Origin of the sequence: Cupriavidus sp. WKF15 (genome assembly GCF_029278605.1) — a bacterium.
Lineage (GTDB): Bacteria > Pseudomonadota > Gammaproteobacteria > Burkholderiales > Burkholderiaceae > Cupriavidus.
The window spans coordinates 743,584-767,553 of record NZ_CP119573.1 but is presented as its reverse complement, the minus strand read 5'-3'; the positions used below and the strand labels follow the sequence as shown (position 1 = coordinate 767,553).

General features: G+C 66.8%; 18 protein-coding genes. 12 read left to right on the top strand and 6 right to left on the bottom strand.

The features are described from left to right. Window positions 1-302: 302 nt before the first annotated feature. From CupriaWKF_RS20815 to CupriaWKF_RS20805, 3 genes are all read left to right on the top strand, one after another. Window positions 303-1,247 carry a LuxR C-terminal-related transcriptional regulator gene (locus CupriaWKF_RS20815; RefSeq protein ID WP_276102652.1) on the top strand — a complete coding sequence of 315 codons (945 nt, stop codon included), beginning with the start codon at window positions 303-305 and terminating at the stop codon, window positions 1,245-1,247. 72 nt (window positions 1,248-1,319) lie between these two features. Continuing rightward, the gene (locus tag CupriaWKF_RS20810; RefSeq protein WP_276102651.1) at window positions 1,320-2,264 is read left to right on the top strand and encodes a glycosyltransferase family 2 protein; all 945 of its coding nucleotides are present in this window, start codon (window positions 1,320-1,322) and stop codon (window positions 2,262-2,264) included. Window positions 2,265-2,595: 331 nt separating this feature from the next. After that, window positions 2,596-4,638, top strand: a complete 2,043-nt coding sequence (locus CupriaWKF_RS20805) for a nucleoside-diphosphate sugar epimerase/dehydratase (protein ID WP_276102650.1) — start codon at window positions 2,596-2,598, stop codon at window positions 4,636-4,638. 122 nt (window positions 4,639-4,760) lie between these two features. Here the strand turns inward: CupriaWKF_RS20805 and CupriaWKF_RS20800 are convergent, their stop codons facing one another. Genes CupriaWKF_RS20800 through CupriaWKF_RS20780 form a run of 5 tightly spaced genes read right to left on the bottom strand, consistent with a single transcriptional unit; the run spans window position 4,761 to window position 9,523 of the window. Further along, complete coding sequence (locus CupriaWKF_RS20800) at window positions 4,761-5,792, bottom strand: GNAT family N-acetyltransferase (RefSeq protein ID WP_276102649.1); 1,032 nt, start codon at window positions 5,790-5,792, stop codon at window positions 4,761-4,763. Continuing rightward, complete coding sequence (locus tag CupriaWKF_RS20795; protein ID WP_276102648.1) at window positions 5,789-6,838, bottom strand: hypothetical protein; 1,050 nt, start codon at window positions 6,836-6,838, stop codon at window positions 5,789-5,791. The genes CupriaWKF_RS20800 and CupriaWKF_RS20795 overlap by 4 nt, the downstream gene beginning before the upstream one ends. Then, window positions 6,835-7,689, bottom strand: a complete 855-nt coding sequence (locus CupriaWKF_RS20790; protein WP_276102647.1) for a phosphatase — start codon at window positions 7,687-7,689, stop codon at window positions 6,835-6,837. The genes CupriaWKF_RS20795 and CupriaWKF_RS20790 overlap by 4 nt, the downstream gene beginning before the upstream one ends. Window positions 7,690-7,696: 7 nt before the next feature. After that, complete coding sequence (locus CupriaWKF_RS20785) at window positions 7,697-8,881, bottom strand: DegT/DnrJ/EryC1/StrS aminotransferase family protein (protein ID WP_276102646.1); 1,185 nt, start codon at window positions 8,879-8,881, stop codon at window positions 7,697-7,699. Window positions 8,882-8,917: 36 nt separating this feature from the next. Further along, window positions 8,918-9,523, bottom strand: a complete 606-nt coding sequence (locus CupriaWKF_RS20780; protein WP_276102645.1) for a sugar transferase — start codon at window positions 9,521-9,523, stop codon at window positions 8,918-8,920. A 241-nt stretch (window positions 9,524-9,764) separates the two neighbouring features. Between CupriaWKF_RS20780 and CupriaWKF_RS20775 the strand changes: the two genes are divergently transcribed. The 6 genes from CupriaWKF_RS20775 (at window position 9,765) to CupriaWKF_RS20750 (ending at window position 17,947) form a co-directional block, all read left to right on the top strand. Continuing rightward, the gene (locus tag CupriaWKF_RS20775; protein WP_276102644.1) at window positions 9,765-10,940 is read left to right on the top strand and encodes a glycosyltransferase; all 1,176 of its coding nucleotides are present in this window, start codon (window positions 9,765-9,767) and stop codon (window positions 10,938-10,940) included. A 107-nt stretch (window positions 10,941-11,047) separates the two neighbouring features. Next, entirely contained in the window at window positions 11,048-12,220 is a 1,173-nt protein-coding gene (locus CupriaWKF_RS20770; RefSeq protein ID WP_276102643.1) for a glycosyltransferase family 4 protein, read from the top strand. Window positions 12,221-12,385: 165 nt separating this feature from the next. Then, complete coding sequence (locus CupriaWKF_RS20765) at window positions 12,386-13,663, top strand: nucleotide sugar dehydrogenase (protein WP_276102642.1); 1,278 nt, start codon at window positions 12,386-12,388, stop codon at window positions 13,661-13,663. Between the two features lie 42 nt (window positions 13,664-13,705). Next, complete coding sequence (locus tag CupriaWKF_RS20760) at window positions 13,706-14,791, top strand: NAD-dependent epimerase/dehydratase family protein (protein WP_276102641.1); 1,086 nt, start codon at window positions 13,706-13,708, stop codon at window positions 14,789-14,791. Between the two features lie 19 nt (window positions 14,792-14,810). Then, window positions 14,811-16,841, top strand: a complete 2,031-nt coding sequence (gene asnB / locus CupriaWKF_RS20755) for an asparagine synthase (glutamine-hydrolyzing) (protein ID WP_276102640.1) — start codon at window positions 14,811-14,813, stop codon at window positions 16,839-16,841. Further along, window positions 16,829-17,947 (top strand): glycosyltransferase family 4 protein, encoded by a 1,119-nt coding sequence (locus CupriaWKF_RS20750; RefSeq protein WP_276102639.1) that lies wholly within the window; start codon window positions 16,829-16,831, stop codon window positions 17,945-17,947. The genes asnB and CupriaWKF_RS20750 overlap by 13 nt, the downstream gene beginning before the upstream one ends. On the opposite strand, the gene CupriaWKF_RS20745 is transcribed toward CupriaWKF_RS20750, so the two are convergent. Then, window positions 17,910-19,460: a hypothetical protein gene (locus tag CupriaWKF_RS20745; protein WP_276102638.1), complete on the bottom strand. Its 1,551-nt coding sequence runs from the start codon at window positions 19,458-19,460 to the stop codon at window positions 17,910-17,912. The genes CupriaWKF_RS20750 and CupriaWKF_RS20745 overlap by 38 nt on opposite strands. 454 nt (window positions 19,461-19,914) lie before the next feature. On the opposite strand from CupriaWKF_RS20745, the gene CupriaWKF_RS20740 reads away from it, so the two are divergent. The 3 genes from CupriaWKF_RS20740 to CupriaWKF_RS20730 all read left to right on the top strand — a co-directional run bounded on the left by CupriaWKF_RS20740 (window position 19,915) and on the right by CupriaWKF_RS20730 (window position 23,679). Further along, the gene (locus CupriaWKF_RS20740) at window positions 19,915-21,120 is read left to right on the top strand and encodes a carboxylate--amine ligase (RefSeq protein ID WP_276103343.1); all 1,206 of its coding nucleotides are present in this window, start codon (window positions 19,915-19,917) and stop codon (window positions 21,118-21,120) included. After that, complete coding sequence (locus tag CupriaWKF_RS20735; protein WP_276102637.1) at window positions 21,117-22,430, top strand: FAD-dependent oxidoreductase; 1,314 nt, start codon at window positions 21,117-21,119, stop codon at window positions 22,428-22,430. The genes CupriaWKF_RS20740 and CupriaWKF_RS20735 overlap by 4 nt, the downstream gene beginning before the upstream one ends. A gap of 154 nt (window positions 22,431-22,584) precedes the next feature. Further along, a complete protein-coding gene (locus tag CupriaWKF_RS20730) occupies window positions 22,585-23,679 on the top strand; it encodes an acyltransferase (protein WP_276102636.1) in 1,095 nt (364 codons plus the stop codon). The last annotated feature ends 291 nt before the right edge of the window (window positions 23,680-23,970 follow it).

The following is a 23,970-nucleotide window of genomic DNA, read 5'->3' as shown; positions in this document are numbered from 1 at the left end:
CGGTATTATGAAGCCTGCTTCATTCCCACTTCGTTTCCTGCCGATTAGCCTTGCTTGCAATCCATACCACCACCCCATAAGATGGTTTTAAGCCGATTTTGGAGCGAGCAAGTTTCGGGTTCGGGTTCGGGTCATCTTCCAGCCGCCGACAAGTTCCGAGCAGAGAATGGGACAGGCCGGACATGGAAGCACGGGGGGTCAGGGCAGTCAGCGGGCCGCAGATAGCGCGCGTCCGCCTGCCATGCAATGCCTCCCCATACGCAAAGCACCCGCATTCCCTCCCGAGTAACGGGGAGTGAAACATGAATGCCTTGCTGATCGAGGAGCATCCTCTGCTCCGTCTCGGGCTGTTGCAGATGCTCGAGAACGTCCAGGATTCCGGTCACGTCGCAGCGCTCGCGCCTGAAGAGCTCGGGCGGCACGACAATGTCCCGCACGACGCGGACCTGCTGGTCTTCGGCATGCCCGCCGACACACGCATCGGATGGTCGCAACTGCAGGTCGCCCGCGAGATGCTCTCGCCCCAGCGCATCCTGATCCTCGCCGATCAGTTGCCGCTGCACATGCCTGATGCGGACAGCGCGCGTGGCGTATGTGGATGTCTGCCCAAATCGGCATCGCTGGCAGTCATCGAGGCCGCCATCCGGCTCGCGGTTTCCTCCGTGCAAGGCCTGCTGTTCAGCGCGGAGACCGGCACGCTGCCGTCGGCATCGCGCCCGGCCCTGCCGGTCACGCAATCGCTCGCATCCGCCGCGCCGCTGCCGGCCGCTGCAGCGCCCGAACAGCTTTCGCTTGCCACATGTGCGAGCGCGCCGCGCAGCGCGTTGCGCAGCAGCGTTGCGGTACGCGATCTCACCGGACTCAAGCCTGGCCTGCCCTTGTCGGGCAACGCACGCCCGGCCGAACCGCTTGCCGAGGCCGAACCGAGCTACGACGAAGCCGAGATGCTCAAGATCACGCCGCGCCAGTATGAGGTGCTGGTGCTGCTGGCGCGCGGCTATCCGATCAAGACGGTCAGCCGCATGCTGAACATCTCCGTGGCCACGGTGAAGAGCCATGCCTGCACGCTCTACCAGCGCCTCAAGGTACGCAACAAGGGTGAAGCCGTCTACGCCGCCTTGCAGCGCGGCGCCACGCTCGAATGGGTGAGTGGCGACGAGCGCGTGACGCGCGACAGCAGCATGCGGCCCGTGGTCGCGTGCCACGGTGATGCGGCCGTCTACGAGGGCGCGAGCCCGACGATCTGAACGCCACTGTACGCGCCGAGCCCGCATGAAAAGACGGGCCGGTGCTGCCCCGGGGGACCGAGGGGGTCAGCCATGCCTGCCAGCACTTTCCTGCCCACGTTTTCCGTGTGCGTCTGCACGCGCGACAATCCGGATGGCCTGCGGCAGACGCTGCAGTCCGTCGCGCAATCCACCACGCCGCCGCAACAGCTCATCGTCTCCGATGACAGCAGCAACTACGAAACCCGCGAGATGATGCGCGGCGAGTTTCCCGATGTCACGTACCTGGAAGGACCACGGCGCGCATGTGCGGCCAATCGCAACCGCGCCGTGCGCGCGGCGACCGGCACGCACGTCCTCATCCTGGACGATCGCACGCTGCTTGGACTGACATTCCTGCAGCAGATGAGCGAGCGGATCGCGGATGATCATATTCACCAGGCAAGCGCCGGTGCGCCGGCAGCGCCGCTGATCCTCACCGGCACCGACCTGTGCGGCGCAGAGCGAGGCAGGCCGCGCAAGCCGACCTTCCTGGGCCGGCCCGCGCTCGATTACCGCTATGGCGAGCGCCTTTGCTCAGTGGTGCTGCACAGCACGGTGTTTCCGCGCGCGCTGTTCGATCAGATTGCGTTCGACGAAGACCTGGCAGCGGGCTATGACGAGATCGACCTGGCGGGCCGCGCCGTGTACGAGTGCCATTGCCGCATCGAACTGATGCCAAGCGCCGTGAACCGGCACGCCACACCACCGGCGCGCGACGAGCCGGCGGCGGCTTGCGAGGCATCGCGCCTGTACGTGACCTTCTGGCGCTATGGCCACAGCCAGCACCGGCGGGGCAAGGCCGTGCTGTTCCTGGCGTTCGCCTTGCCACACCAGCTTGCCCATCAGCTGCATCAGGCCGGGTGGCGCGGCGTTGCGCCGTTCTGTGCCACCGCGCAGCGGCTGTGGCGGCATCTGCGACGGCGGCCGGACGCATCCGGCGGCGCCGGCCACGGCGGTCTCCAGGCCGGCGTCCGCATGCCGTTTCCACGCGATTAGCCGCGCAGGCAGAGCGCCCTCTCGCCAGCGCCGGGGATGTGACGCCAATCCACGTTCGGCAGCGCACGTAGCCGGATTGTGCCGGGCCCTGCAGACACGGTACCTTGGCGAGGCGGATGCATGCGGCGTTGCTGCGTGGAGTGGTAGCGATCGGCATGACAGCCGGTCGCTGCCTGGCGTCCGCACCTTCGGAACGGAAGAAGAGCCGTGCAATGGAAACACCGATGTGGATGCTCGGGAAGGATCCCGCCGGCCGCGGTCCGTGCGGCATGCGGGTTGCAGCGACCACGGCGGCGGGTCCGGCCGCGTTGATATTGCGGGGAGCCCGGCCATGACAAGCCTGCGCGCCTTGAATCTGACCTCCCTCCCGCGGCGCCTGAAGATCGCGCTGATGATGACGGGCGATCTGCTGGCCCTGCCGCTGTGCTTCGCGCTGGCCCTGCTGCTGCGCGCCGGCAACCGCGAGCTGATCGTGCAGTACGGCATCTGGCCGCCGCTGTTCATCGCGGCCTGCACGATCCCCGTATTCTCGTTCAGCGGCCTGTACCGGACCGTGTTGCGGTACATCGACCTCAAGGTGCTGTGGGCCGCCGGCGTCAGCATGGCCGCCATGGTCGGGCTGACCTACGGCGTGTCCTTCCTCATCAATGACAGCCGGCTGCCGCGCGCCGGCCTTCTGATCTACTGGTTCATCGCGTTCGCCTATGTGGTGATCTCGCGCTTCCTGATCCGTGCCATCCTGCGGCGCAGCGAACTGTGGCGCAACCCCCGCGGGCGTGCGATCCGGCGCGTGGGCATCTTCGGTGCCGGCGAGGCCGGCTTCCAGCTCGTGAACGCCATGCGCGCCAGCGTCGACCACGAGGCCATCTGTTTCTTCGACGACGACCAGTCGCTCGACAATCACACGTTCGCGGACCTGACGGTGTACCACACGTCGCGCATGAGAGCGCAGCTGCAGAGGCTGAACATCGACGAAGTCGTGCTGGCGGTTCCATCCCTGTCGCCGGAGCAGCGCAAGCGAATCCTGGACAAGCTGCACCGATACGCCGTGAGCGTTCGTACGCTGCCCACGCTGCTGGAGCTGGTGGACCGCAAGATCACCATGCAGTCGATCCGCGAGGTCAAGGTCGAGGACCTGCTCGGCCGGCCCGCCGTGCCGCCGCGCGAGGCACTGTTTGCCAAGTGCACGCACCGCAAGGTCGTCATGGTGACCGGCGCGGGCGGCTCCATCGGCAGCGAGCTGTGCCGCCAGGTCGCCACGCAGCAGCCCCGCAAGCTCATTCTGTTCGACCATTCCGAATGGGCGCTTTACATGGTGGAGCAAGATCTGCGCCGGGCCTTCCCCGAGGTGCCGCTGATGGCGCGCATCGGCTCGGTGTGCGACGCCAAGGCCGTGGCCGCCGCCATGCAGGGCCAACAGGTCGATACGATCTATCATGCGGCCGCCTACAAGCATGTCCCGCTGGTCGAAGGCAACATGCCCGAAGGCATTCGCAACAACGTGCTGGGCGCGCAGACCATCGTCAACATGGCCGACCGCTTCGGCGTGCGGACCTGTGTCCTGATCTCGACCGACAAGGCTGTGCGCCCCACCAACGTGATGGGCACCAGCAAGCGCATCGCGGAGCTGATCTTCCAGGCCGCCGCGGCGCGCCCCGGCACGCGCACGGTTTTCTCGATGGTCCGCTTCGGCAATGTGCTCGGGTCTTCCGGCTCTGTGGTTCCGCTGTTCCGCAGCCAGATAGAAGCAGGCGGACCGATCACCATCACGCACCCCGATGTCATCCGCTTCTTCATGCTGATCCCCGAGGCCTCGCAGTTGGTGATCCAGGCGGGCGCAATGGCGCGCGGCGGCGAGGTCTTCGTGCTGGATATGGGACAGCCGGTGCGCATCATTGACCTGGCCAGGACGATGATCGAGATGGCTGGCCTGGTGGAACGCAACGCCAAGAACCCCAACGGAGACATCGAGATCAAGTTCGTCGGCCTGCGGCCGGGAGAGAAACTCTACGAGGAACTGCTGATCGGCGGCAATGTCGCGCCGAGTGACCATGAGCGCATCATGCGCTCGCAGGAGCCAAGCCTGGAAGAAGAGGAACTGCACGAGAGGCTGATCCGGCTCCATGCGGCCTGCGAAGGCCGCGACGAACTGCGGATCCAGATGGCGCTGCAGGCGATCGTGCCGGAGTACGCCCCGTACACGTCCCTGGACGAACCCGGGCGCGCGCGGCTCCGTGCCGTGCCCGTCGAAGCCGCTCAGGGCAGCCAGGCCAGCCAGGACGCGCAGGATGACGCCAGAGTGCCCCGGAAGGCCGTGCTGCGCCGGGTCGCGTCCCCGGCGCTAGGCCCGTCGGAGGCGGGCAACCGGCGTTGAGCCGGCACAGCCCGCGGTTTCGGAGCTGCTGCTTCGACCTGCGTGACAGCCGCCTGAAGGCAGCCGCCGTCGTTCGCCGCCGAGCCCATTTATCCGCTCTGCCCTGCTCTGCCCTGCTTGCCTTATGTGCGGCGGTAAGCAGGGAAGAATCCGCTCAGGTCCTGCAGCGTCGAGGGCTCGCCGCCGCACAGTGCCAGGTACCGGGCGGGATTCACCACGATCCGCTGCGTGCGGAATACGTGCGTATTCGGCGAGTACCCGCGTTTGAAACGGAACAGGGAATCCTCAGCCGATCCGCCGAGGCCTCCGCCGAGGTGGTAACACCGGTGGCCGCGCTCACGCCCCCACTGCCGGATCGCGTGCATCAGAATCTTGCTGGGCTGCCGATGCATGTAGCGCGTGTCGACACCGATCAGGTGGCTTTGCACGATGCCGGCGGATTCGGACACCGTAACCGTCTTGCCGCCGATGATGACGCCATCTTCCTCGGCCACGAACAGCCGCAGCCGATCGCCGAGTTCGCGGGCCAGGGTGCGGTAGTAGTCGTCGTTGAAGTAGTAGTAGCCGTCGGCGCGCAAGCGGTCCATGGAGCCGTTGTAGAGGCGGATGAAATGAGGCAGCGTCTCCAGGGTCTCGTCCAGGCGGACCGTGACACCGGCGCGCGTGGCCTTGGCAATGTCCAGCCGGTGACCGTGCGTCGTTTCCTTCCAATGTTCGGCCTCGCTCTTGGACAGGTCGATCGACACCGTCATGCCATGCTCGAGCAGCGTGCCGATGGTGCTGTGCCACGCCGCGTTGAGCAGCGGATTCAGCCGGATAAAGCACGAGACGCAGCCCTGCTCGCGCAGCAGTGCCATGGCCGCCGACATCGCCGCGTCCACGAACGAGGCGGGCGCGTCGTCGCTGACGAGCGGGCCGGCATACCCGTAGGGCGAGTTCGCATCCCAGTCCGCGCCGTCGATGTCACGGCGCAGCAGCGGCACGAACAGCTCATGACTGCCGTCCGTGGCATGCAGCGCGAACGCCTTGCCGCTGTCCTGATGCTCCGACGCGCGCAGCCATCCCGGCGTGTGGTGGCTGTCGTGCCGGCAACGGGCCAGTACCTCAAGCCATTCGGTGCTGGAGGTCTCCAGCACATGGGTCCTCATCATCATCGGTCCTCATCGGATGTATCGGCGTTGGCGACAATGCGCAGGATGATCTCGCCGAGGCGCGCGATATCGCGGGCGCTGTAGCGGTAATCGGCATGCAGGACCAGGATGCGCTCCGACAGCAGACGATCGCTTTGCGGAACGCCGGACCATGTCATGGGCCACAGCGCCGCAGTGAACACGTCCGCGCGGATCAGCCCTTGCCGGAGGCGCTCGCGTGCCGCGGCATCGCTGCACAGCAGGATGCCGAAAGCCGGCGTTTCCCGCCATTGCAGCTCGGCGGGCAAACCGGCCAGACACTGGCCCAGCAGCGCCAGGTTGTCGCGCCGGCGCTGCCGCATCCGGCCGAGGTCGGCAACGGATGCCAGCGCGCGCGTGAGCGCGGTCGGCCCCGAGATCTCGCCATCGCCCCGAAGCGCGGCCTCGGCCTCGCCGGCCAGCGCGAGGTAGGCGGCCTTGGCAACCGGCAAGCCTGCCAGGTAAGCCGCCTTCATCGCCATTGCGGCGGCCATGCCGGCGGCGGCGCGCGCATGCGCCGCCGTGGGCGCCAGCGCGTGTGGAAACGGCTGCCCGGCCAGCGCACGCACCAGGCCGCCGTCGGGCACCGGCAAGGTCTTCCGTAGCGACGCGAACACATAGTCCGGCGTACGGGCATAAGACCAGGTGGCCAGCAGATCGTGCGAGCGGTCGAGCAGGACGCTGCCGCCCTGCACGTCAACCCCGGCCCGCAGGCCGAAATATTCGGGCACGAGCGCCGCCTCGTCGTCGGCCAGCGAGAGCTGCGCCGGGCCGCCGAACGGGGCGTGCGGATACAGGCGTACGTCGATGTCGCGCGCGATGTCGTCCAGCACCGCGTGGCAGTAGTAGCTGGGCGCGTGCAGGCGCCGCCAGCCGCGCGAGCGCCCTTGCGCCACAATGGCGCGCAGCGCGTCGCGTCCGGTGCCGGCGAGCAGGTCGCCCGGGCGCAGCCAGGGCTCGCCGCCGAGCGGAATGGCAGGATCGAGATGGAAGAACGAACCGAACTCGGCAGCGGGCTTCACGGCTGTCATCCCATGCCCTCCGGGCTGACGCCGTGCGCACCCGATGCGCCGTCGCGGGCGGGCCCTCCGGACGCACCGCATCGCGTGGCTGCCTGCAGACTGCGTCGCGATGCCCGCGCACTCGCTCCCAGCTCGGTGACACGGCAATCAGCCATGTGCGGACGGTGATGGCCCCGATGGCTGCACCGGACTGACGAGTCTTCCAGCCTCATGAATTCGATCGAGACGACCCGCTTTCCCGTAGCCGGATCCGGATCGATGCTGCGCCAGTACTCTCCGGTGGCGCCGGTCCACTTCACCACGCGACTACGCATGGCGCCCAGCATGTCATCGGCCGCGTCGCGCGGATCAAACAGGAGCGCCGCCGGCACCAGCACGGCCACGGTCACGCCGACGTGAGTGAAGCCGACCGGTCGCCAGCGCCACAGCGTCACCGCGGCAACGGCAAAGCCGACACCCAACCCGACGAGCGACTCGCCGACCGTGTGATGAAAATCGGTCACCAGCACCACGGGCATGAACAAGGCCAGCCCGACCCCCGTCGCCAGTCCGAGCCAGGCGGTGTACCTGCCCAGCACCGAGCCCAGCAGCGTCAGCAACACCGGATACACCGCCGCCGTCAGCATCGCGTGTCCACTGGCACTGTAGACGCCGATCGATGGCAGCGACCAGCCGGTGTAGCTGAATGCGGCCTTGGCCGCCAGCATCAGCCCCCCGCCGATGGCAAACGATGCCGTCCAGCGCAACGCGCGCCAGCCTTGCCCCGCGACGACGAAACAGACTGCGATCCAGGCGGCCAACGGCAATGCCAGGCGGCTTTCGCCGAAGTAGAGGTAGTGGTCCCACAGGAATGTCGCCATCTCGCCATCACGCCGCCGCGCGCGTTGCCTGTCGCATCACGCTTCGCACCGCCTGCGCGGTCATGCGCACTTCTTCATCGGTCAGCGTCGGATGCACGAGGAACATCAGGCTGGTCTCGCCGAGCGTACGCGCTGCCGGCAAGCGCTCGGCCGGCCGCCATCCGGTGCCGTCGAACGCTCTTTCCAGATAGACCTCGGCGCAAATGCCCGAATAGCAAGGCACTCCGGCTGCATTGATGGCAGCCATGATGCTGTCGCGGCTCCAGCCCTCGGCGAGGCGCTCGGGCCGCACGTAGGCGTAGAACTTGTACCAGGCATGCTCCACGCCGGCCGGTGGCAGCGGCACGTGCAGGGCATCGCACGCGCCAAGCACTTCCGACAATGCCAGCGCGTTTGCGCAACGCCTGGCATGCCAGCCAGCCATGCGGCGCAGTTGCACGCGCCCGATCGCTGCCTGCATCTCGGTCATGCGCCAGTTGGTGCCAAAGGAGTCATGGACCCAGCGAAAGCCTGGCGGATGCGAGCGGTCGTACACGGCTTCCCAGCTTTTGCCATGATCCTTGTATGACCACATGCGCGACCACAAGACCGGATCGTCGGTGGTGACCATGCCGCCCTCGCCACCTGTGGTCATGATCTTGTCCTGGCAAAACGACCAAGCCCCGATGTGGCCGATGGTTCCGACCATCCGTCCCTTGTAGACGGCACCGTGCGCCTGCGCGCAGTCTTCGATCACCTTGAGACCGTGCCCGCGCGCCAGGGCCATGATGGGCTCCATGTCGCAAGGCAGGCCAGCCAGGTGCACGCAGATGATCGCCCGCGTGCGAGGCGTGACGACGGCGGCGATGGTGCGGGCACTGATATTGCCGCTGTCGCGATCGACGTCCGCGAACACCGGCGTAGCGCCCGCGTTGACCACGCATGAGACGCTGGCAAGGAAGGTGCGTGGCGTGACAACGACCTCGTCACCCGGCCCGATGCCAAGCGCCTGCAGTGCGACGTCGAGCGCCAGCGTGCCATTTGCCAGCGTAATGGCATGCGCCGCGCCGCACCACGCGGCGAACTCCTGTTCGAATTCGCGGCACTCGGTACCGGTCCAGTAGTTGACGCGGTTCGAGAGCAGTACGCGCTGGACTGCCTGGGCCTCTTCGCGGCTGAAGCTCGGCCACGGGGAAAATCCGGTATTGAGCATTGCCAATCCTCGAGGGTGCGGCGTTGGCCGGATCGCCTATTGCGCTTTGCGGCTCATGTCGACGTCGAAGCGGGTTGCCGATACCTCGCCGGCGGCGCTGATGTCCTCCTTGGCGAGCACCGTGCCGATCGTGCGCCACAGGATGCGGATGTCCAGCCAGATCGACTGGTGGTCCACATACCATACGTCGAGCCTGAATTTCTCTTCCCAGCTCAACGAGTTGCGCCCGTTGACCTGCGCCCATCCGCTGATGCCTGGCTTGACCAGCAGCCGCCGTGCCTGTTCGGCCGTATAGAACGGCAGATACTCCATCAGCAAGGGGCGCGGCCCGACCAGGCTCATGTCGCCCTTCAGCACGCACCACAACTCGGGGAGTTCATCGATGCTGGTGCGCCGGATGACCCAGCCAAACGGCGTGATGCGCTCGGTATCGGGCAGCAATTCGCCATCGGCGCCACGCTCGTCGGTCATGGTGCGGAACTTGATGACTTCAATCGGTTTGCCGTTGAGACCGGCACGCGTTTGCCGGAAGAAAACCGGACTGCCAAGTTTGCTGCGAACGAGCGCCACCACGATCAGAAGGGGCAGCGCCAGCACCACCAGGGCCACCAACGCGATGACAACATCGAGAGCGCGCTTCATGATCCATTCACCCCGCGTGAGTCGTCTACTGGGATATGTAACCTGATTCGCGCGACCCTGAGAAGCGTCCGAGGCGGCCGGAACGTGCCTTGCACCACAGAACGTTCGCGGGCCGCGCGTGGCGCGGTGCTGCGGCCTGCGTTCGACGCCGAACAGATGCCGCGCACGCGCAGCGCTAGCGTGCCGGCTACTGCCTCAACAGCGGCCTCAACACCGGCCTCAACACCGTCAAGGAGCCAGAATGGATCCGAGCCTACGCGCGACGCAGGCCAGGCCTATGCGCATTACGCTGCTCATCACCTGTCTGCAGCTCGGTGGCGCGGAACAGCAGGTGGCCGCACTGGCGCGGCAGTACGTGTCGCTGGGACACGCGGTTTCGGTGATCAGCCTGCTGCCGGGCAGGGAGGTGGCGCTTCCGGAAGGCGTTGAAACCTTGATGCTGAAGATGCACAAGACGCCAGTGGCGTTGTTGGCCGCGCTCGTGCAGGTTCGGCGCTTTGTGTCGCGATGGCGCCCGGACATCATCCATGCCCACATGATTCACGCCAACCTGTTTGCCCGCATGCTGACGCGCGTGTGCCCCGTGCCGATCACCGTCTGCACGGCACACAGCTTTTTCCAGGGCGGTGCGCTGCGCATGCTGGCCTACCGCCTCACCGACCGCTGGTCGGATCTCACCACCCACGTCAGCGAAGAAGGCCGTCAGGCGATGATCGCGGCCCGCGCGGCGCCCGCACAGCGGATCATCGTGGTCCCCAACGGTATCGATACCGCCCGCTACCGCCCGTGCGCGCAGGCCCGGGCCACCACACGCGCCGCGCTTGGCCTGCGCCCGGACGACCGGTTCATCCTTAACGTGGGCCGGCTCGTATGGGAGAAGGCGCACGCGGACCTGATCGACGCCTTCGCGCAGATGCCTCCCGCGCGCGGTACGTTGCTGATGATCGCCGGCGACGGGCCGTTGCGCGAGACCATGGCAGGGCTGATCGCCGGATACGGGCTGGGCGGCCAGGTACGGTTGCTCGGCATGCGCCGGGACGTGCCGGCGCTGCTGAACGCCGCGGACCTGTTCGTGCTGTCGTCACGGATCGAAGGCATGCCGCTGGTGGTGGGCGAAGCACTGGCGTGCGGCTGCCCGGTCGTGGCCACCGACGCCGCCGGGGTCGCGGCGCTGATGGGCAATGCCGCCAGCCTGGTCCCACGCGCGAATACGGCCGCGCTGGCAAGCGCCATGCGCGCTGCCCTTGCGCGCGGGCGTGGTGACGCGGCGGACGAAGCAGCCCGGCGTCAGCACATCGCTTCCGGGTTCAGCATTGAAGTCATCGCCCGCGCATGGCTGCAGCTATACGCGGCACACTCCCGCAGCAATGCGGCCACCCACATGGAGTCGCTCGATGCCACCGCGCGCTGCCAGTGATTGCGCGGGCGCGGGCCTGCGTTCGGCGCCGAACGGATGCCGGCTTCCCGCCGCGATAGCGTACCCGGGTGTCCTGTTCCGCAAGTTGCCACACGTGGAGACCACCGATGCAACAGCGCGATACCGGTAGTCCGGGCCGGCATCAGCAAGCCAGTACCACGAAGGGTCCGGCGATCTGCTTCGTGACCGGCACGCTGGGCGCGTTCGGCGGCGCGGAGCGCATGACGGCTACCATTGCCAATGCACTGGCCAGGCGCGGCCACCCTATCCGCATTCTCAGTCTTTGCGACGCGCATAGCTGCTTTGCGCTCGACCCCGCGGTGCGGCATGACGCGCTGTTTGACAAGCGGCCCTCGTTTCGCACGCACTTCCTGCAGACCGTCGCGCGCATTCGCCGCTACGTCAGGCAGCATGGCATTACCTTGCTGGTGGAGGTCGACCCGCTGCTGACACTGTTCACCCTGCCGGCATGCCTGGGCCTTGGCGTGCACCGCATTGCCTGGGAGCACTGCAACTTCGACCAGGACCTGGGTCTTCCGGTGCGCCGCCTTGCCCGCCGCCTGAGCGCGCGCACCTGCCGGCGGATCGTGGTGCTGACCGACCTGGATCGCGACAAATGGGTACGCAACCTGCACTGCGAGAACATCGAGGTCATCCCCAATACCCTGGCATTTCCCATTCCCGCCAAGCCCGCTGTGCGCACGTCCCGGACCGCGGTTGCAGTAGGCCGCCTGACCGAGGTCAAAGGCTTCGACGTGCTGTTGCAGGCGTGGGTGCCCATCGCGAAATCTTTTCCTGACTGGCGGCTGCGGATCGTGGGCAGTGGCGAGCTGCTCGAACCGCTGACGCAACTGCGTGACCGGCTCGGCCTGCAGGCCTGTGTGCGCCTGGAGCCGGCACGCAGCGATATCGAGTCGGTGTACCGGGACGCCGCCTTACTGTGCCTGAGCTCGCGATATGAAGGCTTCCCGCTGGTGCTGGTGGAGGCGATGGCGTACGGCCTGCCAATCGTCGCGACCGACTGCGAGACGGGCGTGAGGGCCATGCTCACCGACGATGAAAACGCCCGGATCAGTCCGGTCGACGACGCCGCCGCCCTCGCGCGCGGCATCGCGGCGGTGATCGCCAGTCCCGAGCTGGCCAAACGCTTGGCCGAGGCGGGTCGCCGGCACGTACACAGGTTCGCGCCAGGCGAGATCGCCACGCGCTGGGAACGGCTCCTGTGCGGCATATCGGGCGAGACGGGCGAGACCGGCACAAGCGAAGCCGGCATGGCATGACACGGGCGGCACAGCCGCCGCACGCCCGGGCGCCACGGGTACGCGGCTTGTGTACGCCAAGACACGAACCCCCGCGCACGGCGTGCTGCCGGCGCAAGATAATTTCGACGAGCCTGTCCTCGCTTGCCTGCGCCGACAGGCTCGCCAACCCGGAAGATCACGGTCATGGACTTAACCCACGCACAAGTCGCCATCATTGGTCTGGGCTACGTCGGCCTGCCGCTCGCGGTGGAATTCGGCAAGCAGCAGCCGGTGCTGGGCTTCGACATCAATGCCGCACGCATCGAAGCACTGCGCGCCGGCCACGACGCCACACTCGAGGTCGGTCCGGACGAACTGCGCAGCGCGCACCACCTGCACTACAGCAGCGATCCCGAAGCGCTGAAGGCCTGCCAGGTCTTTATCGTGACCGTGCCAACGCCGGTGGACAGGGCCAAGCGCCCCGACCTGATGCCGCTGATCCTGGCGAGCGAGACCGCGGCCAGGGCAATGGCGCCGGGTGCCGTGGTGATCTACGAGTCGACCGTCTACCCGGGCGCCACCGAGGAAATCTGCGTACCGGTGCTGGAGCGGCACAGCGGCCTGAAATTCAACGTGGACTTCTTCTGCGGATACAGCCCGGAGCGCATCAACCCCGGCGACAAGGAGCACCGGCTGCCGGATATCCGCAAAGTCACCAGCGGCAGCACGCCCGAGGCGAGCGAGGCCATCGACAAGCTTTACGGGAAGATCATCGTGGCCGGCACGCACCGGGCCAGCAGCATCCGCGTGGCGGAGGCCGCGAAGGTCATCGAGAATACCCAGCGCGACGTGAACATCGCGCTGATGAACGAACTCAGCCTGCTGTTCCACAAGCTGGGCATCGATACGCTCGAAGTGCTGCGGGCCGCCGGCACCAAGTGGAACTTCCTGCCGTTCCGTCCCGGCCTGGTCGGCGGGCACTGCATAGGGGTCGATCCCTACTATCTGACACACAAGGCGCAGGAGGTCGGCTATCACCCGCAGGTCATCCTTGCCGGCCGGCGTATCAATGACAAGATGGCGATCCACGTGGCCGATGAAGTGGTGAAGCTGATGCTGCGCCGGGGCATTCCGGTGCTCGACAGCCGCGTCCTGGTGCTCGGCCTGACCTTCAAGGAGAACTGTCCGGACGTGCGCAATACCAAGGCAGTTGACATCGTGACAACGCTGCGTGGCTACAACGCACAGGTCGACGTCTATGACCCGTGGATCAATGTCGAGGACGCCGAGCGCGAGTACGGCCTGTCTTGCCTGCGCGAGGCCCCCCGGCTCGACCAATATGACGCCATCGTGCTGGCGGTCGCACACCACCAGTTCGTCACCATGGGCGTGCGGGCGATCAAGGCCTTCGGCAAGCAGCATGCGGTCCTGTTCGACGTGAAGGGCATCCTGCCGAGGAGCGACGTCGACGGACGCCTGTAGCCAGGCACGCCCTCTGGAACCTGCGTAACGGGAAACTGTTTCATGCAAGACAACGTCTATACGCACCTCAAGTCTCGCCTGGCTGCCACGCCGCGCACATGGCTCGTCACCGGCGTCGCCGGCTTCATCGGCAGCAACCTTCTGGAAGCACTGTTGCGCCTGGACCAGCGCGTTGTCGGCCTGGACAACTTTTCCACCGGGCACCGCCGCAACCTTGGCGAAGTCGAGGCACTGGTGTCGCCCCGGCAGTGGCAGAACTTCCAGTTCATCGAAGGCGACATCCGCAACCCGGAGCATTGCCGCAGCGCGATGCTGTTTGGCCTGCCCGGGCGCAAGGGAGCCGCCGCCGGGCCGTATCCGGTGGACTTCGTGCTGCATCAGGCGGCGCTCGGCTCCGTGCCCCGCAGCCTGGAAGATCCCGTCGCGACCCACAGCGTCAATATCAGCGGGTTCCTGAACATGCTGGTCGCCGCCCGCGACGCGCAGGTCAAGACCTTCGTCTATGCGGCAAGCAGCAGCACCTACGGCGACCACCCGGGCCTGCCGAAGGTGGAGGACCGCATCGGCAAGCCGCTGAGCCCCTACGCGGTCACGAAGTACGCCAACGAGCTCTATGCCGATGTCTTCCACCGCTGCTACGGCGTGCATGCCATTGGCCTGCGCTACTTCAACGTGTTCGGGCCGCGCCAGGATCCCAACGGCGCCTATGCCGCCGTGATTCCGGCATGGATCGCAGCCCTGTTGCGGCGCGAAGCCGTCTATATCAACGGCGACGGAGAAACCAGCCGCGACTTCTGTTACGTCGCGAACGCCGTGCAGGTCAACCTGCTTGCCGCGACCAGCGAAAGCCGCGAGGCAGACAGCCAGGTTTACAACGTCGCGGTAGGCGACCGCACGACCCTGACCACGCTGTTCGAGCTGCTTCGGGACGGGCTGCGGCCCTACGGTATCGCCGCCGACACCGGGCCGGTCTACCGCGCCTTCCGGGCCGGCGACGTGCGCCACAGCCAGGCCGACATCGGCAAGGCACAACGCCGGCTGGGATACGTGCCCACTCACCGCATCCGCGAGGGCTTGACCGAGGCGATGCATTGGTACGTGCAGAGGCAACAGGCGCTTAGCGCCTGAGCGCAACCGGAAAAACAGCATGTGCGGATTCGCAGGATTCCTCGGCGGCTTGCCGGACACTCTGGCCGGCCGGGCAACCGTGCTGAGCAACATGGCCAGCCAGATTCGCCACCGCGGGCCAGACCACGGCGATATCTGGTGCGACCCGGACAAGCCCTTCGGCATGGCCCACCGGCGCCTGGCGATTGTCGATCTCTCGGCGGCCGGACATCAGCCGATGACCGCTGCCAGCGGCCGCCACGTGATTGCGTTCAACGGCGAGATCTACAACCACCTGGAGATCCGCGCCGAGCTGGAGCGCGCGGGCGCCGCGCCCCGGTGGCGGGGTCACTCCGACACCGAAACGCTGCTGGCCGGCATCGACGCCTGGGGCGTCGACGCCACCGTCAGGCTGGCTGTGGGCATGTTCGCATTCGCATTGTGGGACCGGCACACCGGCACGCTCACGCTGGCCCGGGACCGGCTCGGCGAAAAGCCGCTCTACTATGGCTGGCAGGCCACAGGCAGCGCCCGTACCTTTCTGTTCGGATCGGAACTCAAGGCGCTGCGGCCGCACCCGTCGTTCGAGGGCCGCATCGACCGGGATGCGCTGTGCCTGTATATGCGCCACAACAATGTGGGCGGCGGCCATTCGATCTACCAGGGCGTCGCCAAGCTGCTGCCGGGGCACCTGCTCACGGTCTCGATGCGCGCCCCCGAACCCGCGCTGCGGCCCTACTGGTCCGGCGCCGCGGTGGTGCTGGATGGCGTGCGCAATCCTTTCACCGGAGATGCCGGGGAAGCGGTCGACAGCCTGGAACGGCTGCTGCGCGACGCCGTCAAGCGCCAGATGATGGCGGACGTGCCGCTGGGCGCCTTTCTTTCCGGTGGCATCGACTCCTCGACGGTCGCGGCGCTGATGCAGTCCCAGTCATCGCAGGCGATCCGCACGTTCACCATTGGCTTTCACGGCTCGGATTACAGTGAAGCCGCGCACGCGAAGGCCGTGGCACGGCATCTTGGCACCGACCACACGGAGCTGTACGTCACGCCGGAACACGCGATGGCAGTCATCCCGGGGCTGCCCGCGACCTATGATGAGCCGTTCGCCGATTCATCGCAGATCCCAACCCTGCTGGTCAGCGAACTGGCGCGGCGGCACGTCACCGTATCGCTGTCCGGCGACGCCGGCGACGAGCTGTTCGGCGGCTATAACCGCTACCAGATCACGGCCGAGCTGTGGCAGCGTCTCGCGCGCATTCCCAGCCCGATGCGGGCCGCCGCCGCCTGGGGACTGACGCGCCTCTCTCCGCACCGCATCGATCGGATCGCGGCCTCGTTCCCCGTCGCCTCGCGCTGGTTCAGTGTGGGCGAGAAAATCCACAAAGGGGCCGGCGTCATGGCCGCGCGTTCGGGGGCCGAGCTGTACCGCGGCATGGTGTCCCAGTGGTCCCGCCCCGACAGGCTCGTCATCGGCGGCATGGAGCCCGCCACACTGCTGGACAGCGCCGCGCAGTCCTTCGGCGCACTGGCCGAGGTGGAGCGCATGATGGCGCTGGACCTGCTGACCTACCTGCCGGACGACATCCTGGCCAAGGTAGACCGCGCGGCCATGCGTCACAGCCTCGAGACGCGCGTGCCCTTCCTCGACCACCGCGTGGTCGAATTCGCCTGGCGCCTGCCGCTGGCGTACAAGTTGCGCAGGGATGCCCGCGGCTACACGACCAAATGGGTCCTGCGCAGGGTACTCGACCGCTATGTGCCGGCCTCCCTGATCGAGCGCCCGAAGATGGGCTTCGGCATTCCGATCGACACCTGGCTGCGCGGGCCGCTGCGCGACTGGGCCGAGGATCTCCTGGATGACCGGCGTCTGCGGCAGCAGGGCTACCTGAATCCGGAGCCGGTCCGCAGCCGGTGGGCCGAGCATCTTTGCGGACGGCGCAACTGGCAGCATTCATTGTGGTGCGTGCTCATGTTCCAGGCATGGCTGGAGAACGAGCGTTCGCACGGGACGTCGCCGGAGCCGGTGAACGCGGCCGCGCCTGACCGGAGCCTGGCATGCGCTTCCTGATGATCGCCAGCTTCGGCGAGTCGCTGATTACGTTTCGCGGCCCGCTCATCGCGGCATTGCAGGAAAAAGGGGTGGAAATGCATGTGGCCGCGCCCGGCCTGCCGGCGGGAGACCCAGCGCGCACCGCGTTGGAATCGCGCGGCGTGATCGTGCATGACGTCGCGCTCGAGCGTACCGGCATGAACCCGCTGGCCGATGCGCGCACCCTGCTCGCGCTGCATCGCCTGATGCGCAGGATCCGCCCCGACTGCGTCATGAGCTATACCATCAAGCCGGTGATCTATGGCTTGCTGGCAGCGTGGCTGGCGCGCGTGCCGCGCCGTTTCGCGCTGATCACGGGGCTTGGCTATGCCTTCCGTGAAGGCAGTGAGCAAAGCAGGCTGCGCGCGCTGGTACAGCGGCTTTACGCGCTGGCGCTCAGGCGTGCGCATACGACCTTTTTCCAGAATCCCGACGATGAGGCGCTGTTCCGCCGCTCGGAGATCCTGCCGGCCGGCAAGCGCTCGTGCATCGTCAATGGCTCCGGCGTGGACGTCGCGAGCTTCCAGGCCGCGCCGCTGCCTGCCGACGGTCCGCACTTTCTGCTGATCGCCCGCCTCCTGGGCGACAAGGGCGTGCGCGAGTATGCAGAGGCCGCGCGCCGCATCCGGGCGCGTGGCGCCAACGCCCGCTTCAGCCTGGTGGGCTGGATCGACACCGGTCCCAATGCCATCGCACAGGATGAACTGGACGCATGGATCGCCGACGGGACGGTCGACTTCCTTGGCCGCCTGTCGGACGTGCGCCCGGCCATCGCCCGCTGCAACGTCTACGTGCTGCCCTCCTACGGTGAAGGCACACCGCGCTCCGTGCTGGAAGCCATGGCGATGGGACGGCCCATTATCACCACGGATGCGCCGGGCTGCCGCGAGACTGTGGTTGACGGCGACAATGGCATCCTGGTGCCGGTCAAGTCCGTCGGCGCGCTGGAGCTGGCCATGCTGCAGCTGATCGAGGACTGGGAAAAGGTGGTGCGCATGGGCCAACGCTCGCGCCAGATCGCCGAGACCAAGTATGACGTGCACAAGGTCAATGGCGCGATGCTGCGCGAGATGGGGTTCGAGTAGGCGCAGGCAGGCGCAAGGCGCGCGCGACGCGCGCCACGATCCGGTGCCACAGCACCCCTGCGTGGAAGAGGTGGCGCTTGCCGTCCACCACGGTACGGTCGCCCCAGTCCGACATGGTATGCAGTCCGTCCGGGTTGACGCGGTCCCCCTTCGGGCTGACGATCCCCACCGTCTCCTCCCGATAGAACTCCGGCGTGCAATGCACAATGCGGTTGACTGCGATGGCCTGCCCGTAGCCGCTCTTGCAGACCTGCGCCACGCGCAGCAGTTGCCCTGCGTCGCGCACAACCGACCCGGCCGCGCGCGCCGAGCCGTGGTCGAACTTGACCGGGTTCTGCGGGTGTGGCTGCCAGGGCCCGAGCAGGTGGTCGGCATAGCACAGGCATACGTTGTCGAACTGCCCCATCTGAACGTCTGTGTAGAGCAGCCAGAAGCGGCCGTCATGCTCGAAGATGGTCGGGTCGACCGCTGCGACGTCTTCCAGAAGCACCGCGACCTGCTGCCAGCCTCCGGTCTCGTCCTGGCGGTTCAGCACGCAGCGCCGGCTCTGCGACGACTCCGCCACGCAATACAGCGCCCCGTCGTGGCGGAAAAGATACGGAAACGACAGGTGCCCGGGCAGACCAAGATCGACGTCCCCGGCGCGGGACGGCACGTCGTGCGCATCCAGGGTCAGCCTGACGATGCGGCCAAGGCCGTGCCGCAGATCGAACTCCTCGCAATAGATCTCGTCCTGCCTGCCGGGCACCCCGAACGGATCCGCCCAGCAGTACGACGGCTCGCGCTTGCCGAGCCATCGCACCGGCAGCTGCTGCGCGCGCACCGCGTCAGCAAGCGCCATGTCGACGACGCCCACCATCCATTGCTCGACCAGAAGAAATCCCTTGAGCTGGATGGCAGCGTGACCGGCCACGGCGCGCATGCGCCAGAGCAGGCGCCGCCATGCCGGCACGCGGCCGCGGCGCGGCTCCCATGGCTGGCGCCCTCTCAGGCCGCCGAGGGCACGGATTTCACGCAGGGCACCGATGAGCAGCGACGCGCTCATGACGGCAAGCCGTTCAGAACTGATTTTTTCACAGGGTTCGGCATAGCCGGACGCGGTATCGACGATCAACACGCGCGACGGCGTCCACGCCACCAGCTGCAGGTGGATGCCCGCACCACTGGCATGTGTCTCCAGCCCGTGGTGCGGATCGCCCGGAGCAAGCCCGCGCTGGTCGCAAAGGCGCCACATGCCCTCAGTGGCGTAGTGGTGCCAGTCGGTATCCAGGCGGCCGGTGAGGTCGACGATGGCGGTCACGGGCGCGCGCATTGGCGGCGCCTGCGCTGCACCAGCCGCTGCGCGCACTTCGTCCGGATCATTCATTGCATCCAGCGTGCGCACGATTAGCCGGCATGTGCCCGAGCCTTGCAGACGCTGCGTCACGGACCGCTCCCAACCCGCGGGCTCGCGCGAGGTAACCACAATGACGAGGGTCTCTCCCGTGGCGGCCCCTGTTGACAGACAGGACATGGCTTTCTCCCCGGCGATAGGGCGCAATATCACTTCCGGCATTTGGCGCCAGGACGCGCAGCGCCGACAGTAGCCTTTTGGCCTAGGCGGAATCATCCATCGGTAGGTAACAGGCCCGCGTCCGATGGTCCCGGCTGCAGCGCGGCGGTGCCGGAAACCGGGAGTGTGTATGCCCCCGTACGGAAAGCCCGCGGGCTTCGATGTAGCCTGAAAGCGCTGACCCGGTGCACCGGTGCCGAAGGCAGGACCGTGGTGCCCCCTTGAAGCGGCGTGTGTGTGTCTCCGTACGGATAACCCGTGTGCACAAATCTACATTGCCATTGTCGGTCTGGTACGCAGCCCCGGTACCTGTGCCGACGGGACAGGCAGGAGCGTCTGGACCTTGCGAGCTCCGTTCTTGCCCTTTTCGGCCATCCGGCCGCAGTGCAAGGCCTACCGCTTCCCAGAAATCATGATGAATAGCATGATGGATCCGGCAGAGAAAACCGTGGCCGTAGTCGTCGGCGGCGAACTCGGCGGGCTTGGATTGGTACGCTCGCTGTCAGGCAACGGCATTCCCGTCGTCGTCGTGGACACAAGACACGGCACGCCGGCATTCTGGTCGCGTCATGCCCGCCGGCATATCGTTCGCAGCTTCGTGGGCCGCGACTTCACCGAAGACATGATCGCGCTGGCCCGGCGTCTCGGCCAGCGGCCGGTATTGTTCCTGACCGACGAGGATGCCGTCCACAGCGTCTCGGAAAACCGGGATGAGCTGTCGGCCTGGTACCGGTTTCGGATGCCGTCGGCGCAAGGCGTGCGCATGCTCAGCAGCAAGGCGGCCTTCCATTGCTTTGCCGAAGCAAACAGCTTCCCGGTGCCACGCACCGTCATCATGAACGGACAGCTCGACGTGTCCATGCTATCTGGCTTGCGCTTTCCCTGCGTGCTCAAACCCGACGACAAGCGCCAGGCGCTGAGCGGGAACAAGGAGCGGGCAGTCCGCGTGGAAACGCTGCCCGAGGGCCAGGCCCACGCCCGCGCCATGCTGCGCACGCCCGGTGGCATCGTGGCGCAGGAATGGATCGAAGGCACGCAGAGCAATATCTATTTCACGCTCTTCTACCGCGGCAGGAACGGCATGACCGCGGCGGCATTCACGGGCAGGAAGCTGGCCTGCTGGCCACCGGACGTCGGCAGTACCGCCGTATGTGTCGCCGCGCCGGAAGCCCACGCGGAGCTGGAGCGGATCACGCTGGACTTCGCCAGGTGCGCCGGCTTCGAGGGCATGGGCAGCATGGAATACAAGTGGGACGACAACCACCGGCGCTTCGTGATGATCGAGCCTACCGTAGGACGGATCGACTGGCAGGAGGAAATCGCCACGCTGTGCGGGGTCAATATCCCGCTCGCGGCGTACCGGCATGAACTGGGCCTGCCCGAACTGCCGGCAGTCGCGGCCTCGCCCCCCGCGGTCTGGCGCGCAACCTTCATCCGTCGGGCCCCGGCCGGCCTGGTGCCGCTTGATGCCCGCACCTTCGATGGCTATTTCCGCTGGGACGACCCGCTTCCGGCCATCCGTCACTACTGCCTGAACCGGCCGCTCGACCGCTTCCTTCATCAGTGGAACGGCTGGTTTCCTTCCACGCGCCGCGACCAGGTCCAACAGGAACAGCAATGATCTCGACCACAGACACCGCGATTATCGGGGCCGGCCCCTACGGACTGTCGATTTCAGCCCACCTCAGCGACATTGGCGTGCCCCACCAGGTGCTCGGCGAGCCGATGTTTGCGTGGCGCAATTTCATGCCTCCCGGGATGCTCATGCGTTCGGAGGCCTTCGCCTCCGACCTGTACGCACCCCGTGCCGGCTACCGGCTGGAGGACTACAGCCGTCGCATGCACTTGCCGTATGCCCCGATCGGGATGCGCCTGCCGCTTGAACGATTCATCGAGTATGGACTCTGGTTCCAGTCGCAGCTGGTCGGCCACGTGCGCCCGGTGGAAGTTACGGAGTTGCGCCGCCAGGACGGTTGCTTTCGCCTGTCACTGAGCGACGGCAGCTGCCTGATTGCCCGACGTGCGGTGGTTGCCCTCGGGCTCAAGGGGTTCGAGTACATGCCAGCGGTACTGCAGGGGTTGCCCAGCCCGGGTGTCGTGCACTCCGGTGTATTCGGCAGCCTGTCGTGGGCCCGTGGCAAGCGCATCGTCATCGTTGGCGGCGGACAATCCGCCCTTGGGCTGGCGGCACTGTTCAACGAACTGGGCGCGCATGTCCGCGTGCTGATCCGGGGCGACACCATTACCTGGAACAAGGATCCCGATGTCGGCCGCAGCCTGATCTCGCGGATGCTGAGTCCCGAAGGCGGGTTGGCTCAGGGCTGGTATCCGTACGTCCTGTCGGAATTTCCATATCTGTTCCGGGCCGCAGGGCAGCGGCTGCGCAGGCGCATCGCCGAAACCTCGTTCGGACCCTCCGGCGCGTGGTGGCTGCGCGACCGCGTAGTCGGCAAGGTCGAGTTGTCGATGAACACTTCGGTCGAGCACGTCAGCGTTCACAAGAGCGGGGTCGTGCTGCAGGTGACCGGCGGCGACGGTCCGGCCACCGTTACCGGGGACCACGTCGTCGCGGCCACCGGCTTCAGGGTCGACGTGGCCAAGCACGCCTTCCTGTCGCCGGAGATCATCCAGGCGCTGTCACTGGTCGATGGCTGGCCCGAACTGTCGGGCCACTTCGAATCCGCCGTGCCAGGGCTCTACATCACGGGGCCCGCGGCGGCCATGAGCTTCGGCCCGGCGTTGCGCTTCGTCTATGGCGCCAAATATGCCGCGCCCTGCATCGCGCGGCATATCAGGCTGCGCCATGCCGCGGAGGGCGGCAGCCGCGCCTTCCAGCCGCAGGGCGCGCCGCAGGTCCTTGCCGAAGGCGGCGCTGACGCGCAGCTGCATCCGCCGCCAGCCTTCCAGGGCGTGAAAAGCCCGGCCGAATAGGAATAGGACTGCGCGCCCGTAACGAGGTCATCCGCCGGCGCTGCCAGGGCCCGCGTGCGGCAACGATGGTGCAGGGAACCGAAGCGATGCGGGCGGAGGCCTCGCCGTGCCGGCCGCCAGGCGGCTTCGGTCCTGAACAATGCAGGAGGCTGCGATGAACCAGTTCAAACCCCTCACGAGCCTGCGGCTTTTCCTGGCGTTATGGGTATTGTGCAGACACTATTTCACCGTCTATGGACCGGAAGGCGCGTTCTTCCATATCGGCTTCACCAGCACCTACTTCGACCACGGCTATCTGGGTGTCGACGGTTTCTTTATCCTGAGCGGCTTCATCCTCGCCTACAACTACGATCCGGCGCCTGGCCAGCCATTGAACCTGAAGCGGTTCATCGTGGCCCGGATCGCCCGCATCTACCCGGTATACCTGGTCTGCCTGCTGGCGTTCGCCGCTGCGGTCCTGGTCCGCGACTATGCCCTGCACACGCAGATTGTGGGGACCAGCGGCTACCGGGCGCCGGATTTCTTGCTGGAACTGTTCATGCTGAGCGCGTGGCGGTATGCCGGGGGAAACGGCTGGAACGATGTCGGATGGTCAGTCAGCGCCGAATGGTTCGCCTATGTGTTCTTCCCGCTCTTTCTCCTGGCGGCGCCGCGCTTCAGCAGGATCCGCATCCTCCTGGCAGGCTGCGTGGCCCTGGTGGTGCTGGCCGCAGTGGAAGCGGCGTCGCCCGACCATCTGTCGCTCAGCGGGGGCGTGGCCCGGCTGGTCCCGGAATTCATGCTGGGTGTGCTGCTCTGCCGACTGCGTGAAGCCGTGCCTGATCATGGTGGCTACGCCTGGGGCGCGCTGGTGTCGCTCGCGGTCTGCGCAACCGGCGTCGCGGTGGGAGTGGATACGCTGTTCGTAGCCGGTGCAGCCGGGCTGGTGTTCTCCCTCTCCTACAAAAACGACGTGCTCACTCGCGCCCTGTCGCTGCGCAGCCTCGTGTTCCTAGGTGAAGTCTCCTACTGCCTCTACATTGTGCAGCGCATTCCCCAGTACATGTTCGCGTTCGCGCGCAGGCAGCTGCCAGGCCTGACCGCCCTGCCGGCGGCCGTGCAGGCAACGCTGCTGCTGGCACTGACGGTAGGCGTTGCGATCCTGCTGCATTTCGCCATCGAGAAGCCAATGCGCAGATGCATCAATCGCCGGTTTGATACAAAGGCAAAGGCGCAGCCCGCCAAGTCACCGTGGTCCGTTCATCTGTGAGAGGCGAGTGCGGCAGGAACGGAGAACCACGGGCTTCGGCTCGCACGAAGACACGCGGGCATGGCGGCAAAGAAACAAATCGCGAAAGGCCGCGCAGGCGTCAGGGCAGTCCTGCCCTGACTGGACAATGCCGGGTATGAGCGCGCCCCGCACCACGCCACGGCCTACCCGTAAGAACCCGTTTCCGGATGGAACCCGAAAGGAAGGCTGATGCCGGGCCGCATGGCTTCGTTGCGGCTGGATTGCGTGCAATGACCACGCGGCGTCGGTCACGCCGCAGCCCTGCGGCCC

Bases quoted from the DNA above. Each gene is read 5' to 3' on its own strand.
- CupriaWKF_RS20815 (WP_276102652.1), top strand. From the start codon at position 303: ATGAATGCCTTGCTGATCGAGGAGCATCCTCTGCTCCGTCTCGGGCTG.
- CupriaWKF_RS20810 (WP_276102651.1), top strand. From the start codon at position 1,320: ATGCCTGCCAGCACTTTCCTGCCCACGTTTTCCGTGTGCGTCTGCACG.
- CupriaWKF_RS20805 (WP_276102650.1), top strand. From the start codon at position 2,596: ATGACAAGCCTGCGCGCCTTGAATCTGACCTCCCTCCCGCGGCGCCTG.
- CupriaWKF_RS20800 (WP_276102649.1), bottom strand. From the start codon at position 5,792: ATGATGATGAGGACCCATGTGCTGGAGACCTCCAGCACCGAATGGCTT.
- CupriaWKF_RS20795 (WP_276102648.1), bottom strand. From the start codon at position 6,838: ATGACAGCCGTGAAGCCCGCTGCCGAGTTCGGTTCGTTCTTCCATCTC.
- CupriaWKF_RS20790 (WP_276102647.1), bottom strand. From the start codon at position 7,689: ATGGCGACATTCCTGTGGGACCACTACCTCTACTTCGGCGAAAGCCGC.
- CupriaWKF_RS20785 (WP_276102646.1), bottom strand. From the start codon at position 8,881: ATGCTCAATACCGGATTTTCCCCGTGGCCGAGCTTCAGCCGCGAAGAG.
- CupriaWKF_RS20780 (WP_276102645.1), bottom strand. From the start codon at position 9,523: ATGAAGCGCGCTCTCGATGTTGTCATCGCGTTGGTGGCCCTGGTGGTG.
- CupriaWKF_RS20775 (WP_276102644.1), top strand. From the start codon at position 9,765: ATGGATCCGAGCCTACGCGCGACGCAGGCCAGGCCTATGCGCATTACG.
- CupriaWKF_RS20770 (WP_276102643.1), top strand. From the start codon at position 11,048: ATGCAACAGCGCGATACCGGTAGTCCGGGCCGGCATCAGCAAGCCAGT.
- CupriaWKF_RS20765 (WP_276102642.1), top strand. From the start codon at position 12,386: ATGGACTTAACCCACGCACAAGTCGCCATCATTGGTCTGGGCTACGTC.
- CupriaWKF_RS20760 (WP_276102641.1), top strand. From the start codon at position 13,706: ATGCAAGACAACGTCTATACGCACCTCAAGTCTCGCCTGGCTGCCACG.
- asnB (WP_276102640.1), top strand. From the start codon at position 14,811: ATGTGCGGATTCGCAGGATTCCTCGGCGGCTTGCCGGACACTCTGGCC.
- CupriaWKF_RS20750 (WP_276102639.1), top strand. From the start codon at position 16,829: ATGCGCTTCCTGATGATCGCCAGCTTCGGCGAGTCGCTGATTACGTTT.
- CupriaWKF_RS20745 (WP_276102638.1), bottom strand. From the start codon at position 19,460: ATGTCCTGTCTGTCAACAGGGGCCGCCACGGGAGAGACCCTCGTCATT.
- CupriaWKF_RS20740 (WP_276103343.1), top strand. From the start codon at position 19,915: ATGAATAGCATGATGGATCCGGCAGAGAAAACCGTGGCCGTAGTCGTC.
- CupriaWKF_RS20735 (WP_276102637.1), top strand. From the start codon at position 21,117: ATGATCTCGACCACAGACACCGCGATTATCGGGGCCGGCCCCTACGGA.
- CupriaWKF_RS20730 (WP_276102636.1), top strand. From the start codon at position 22,585: ATGAACCAGTTCAAACCCCTCACGAGCCTGCGGCTTTTCCTGGCGTTA.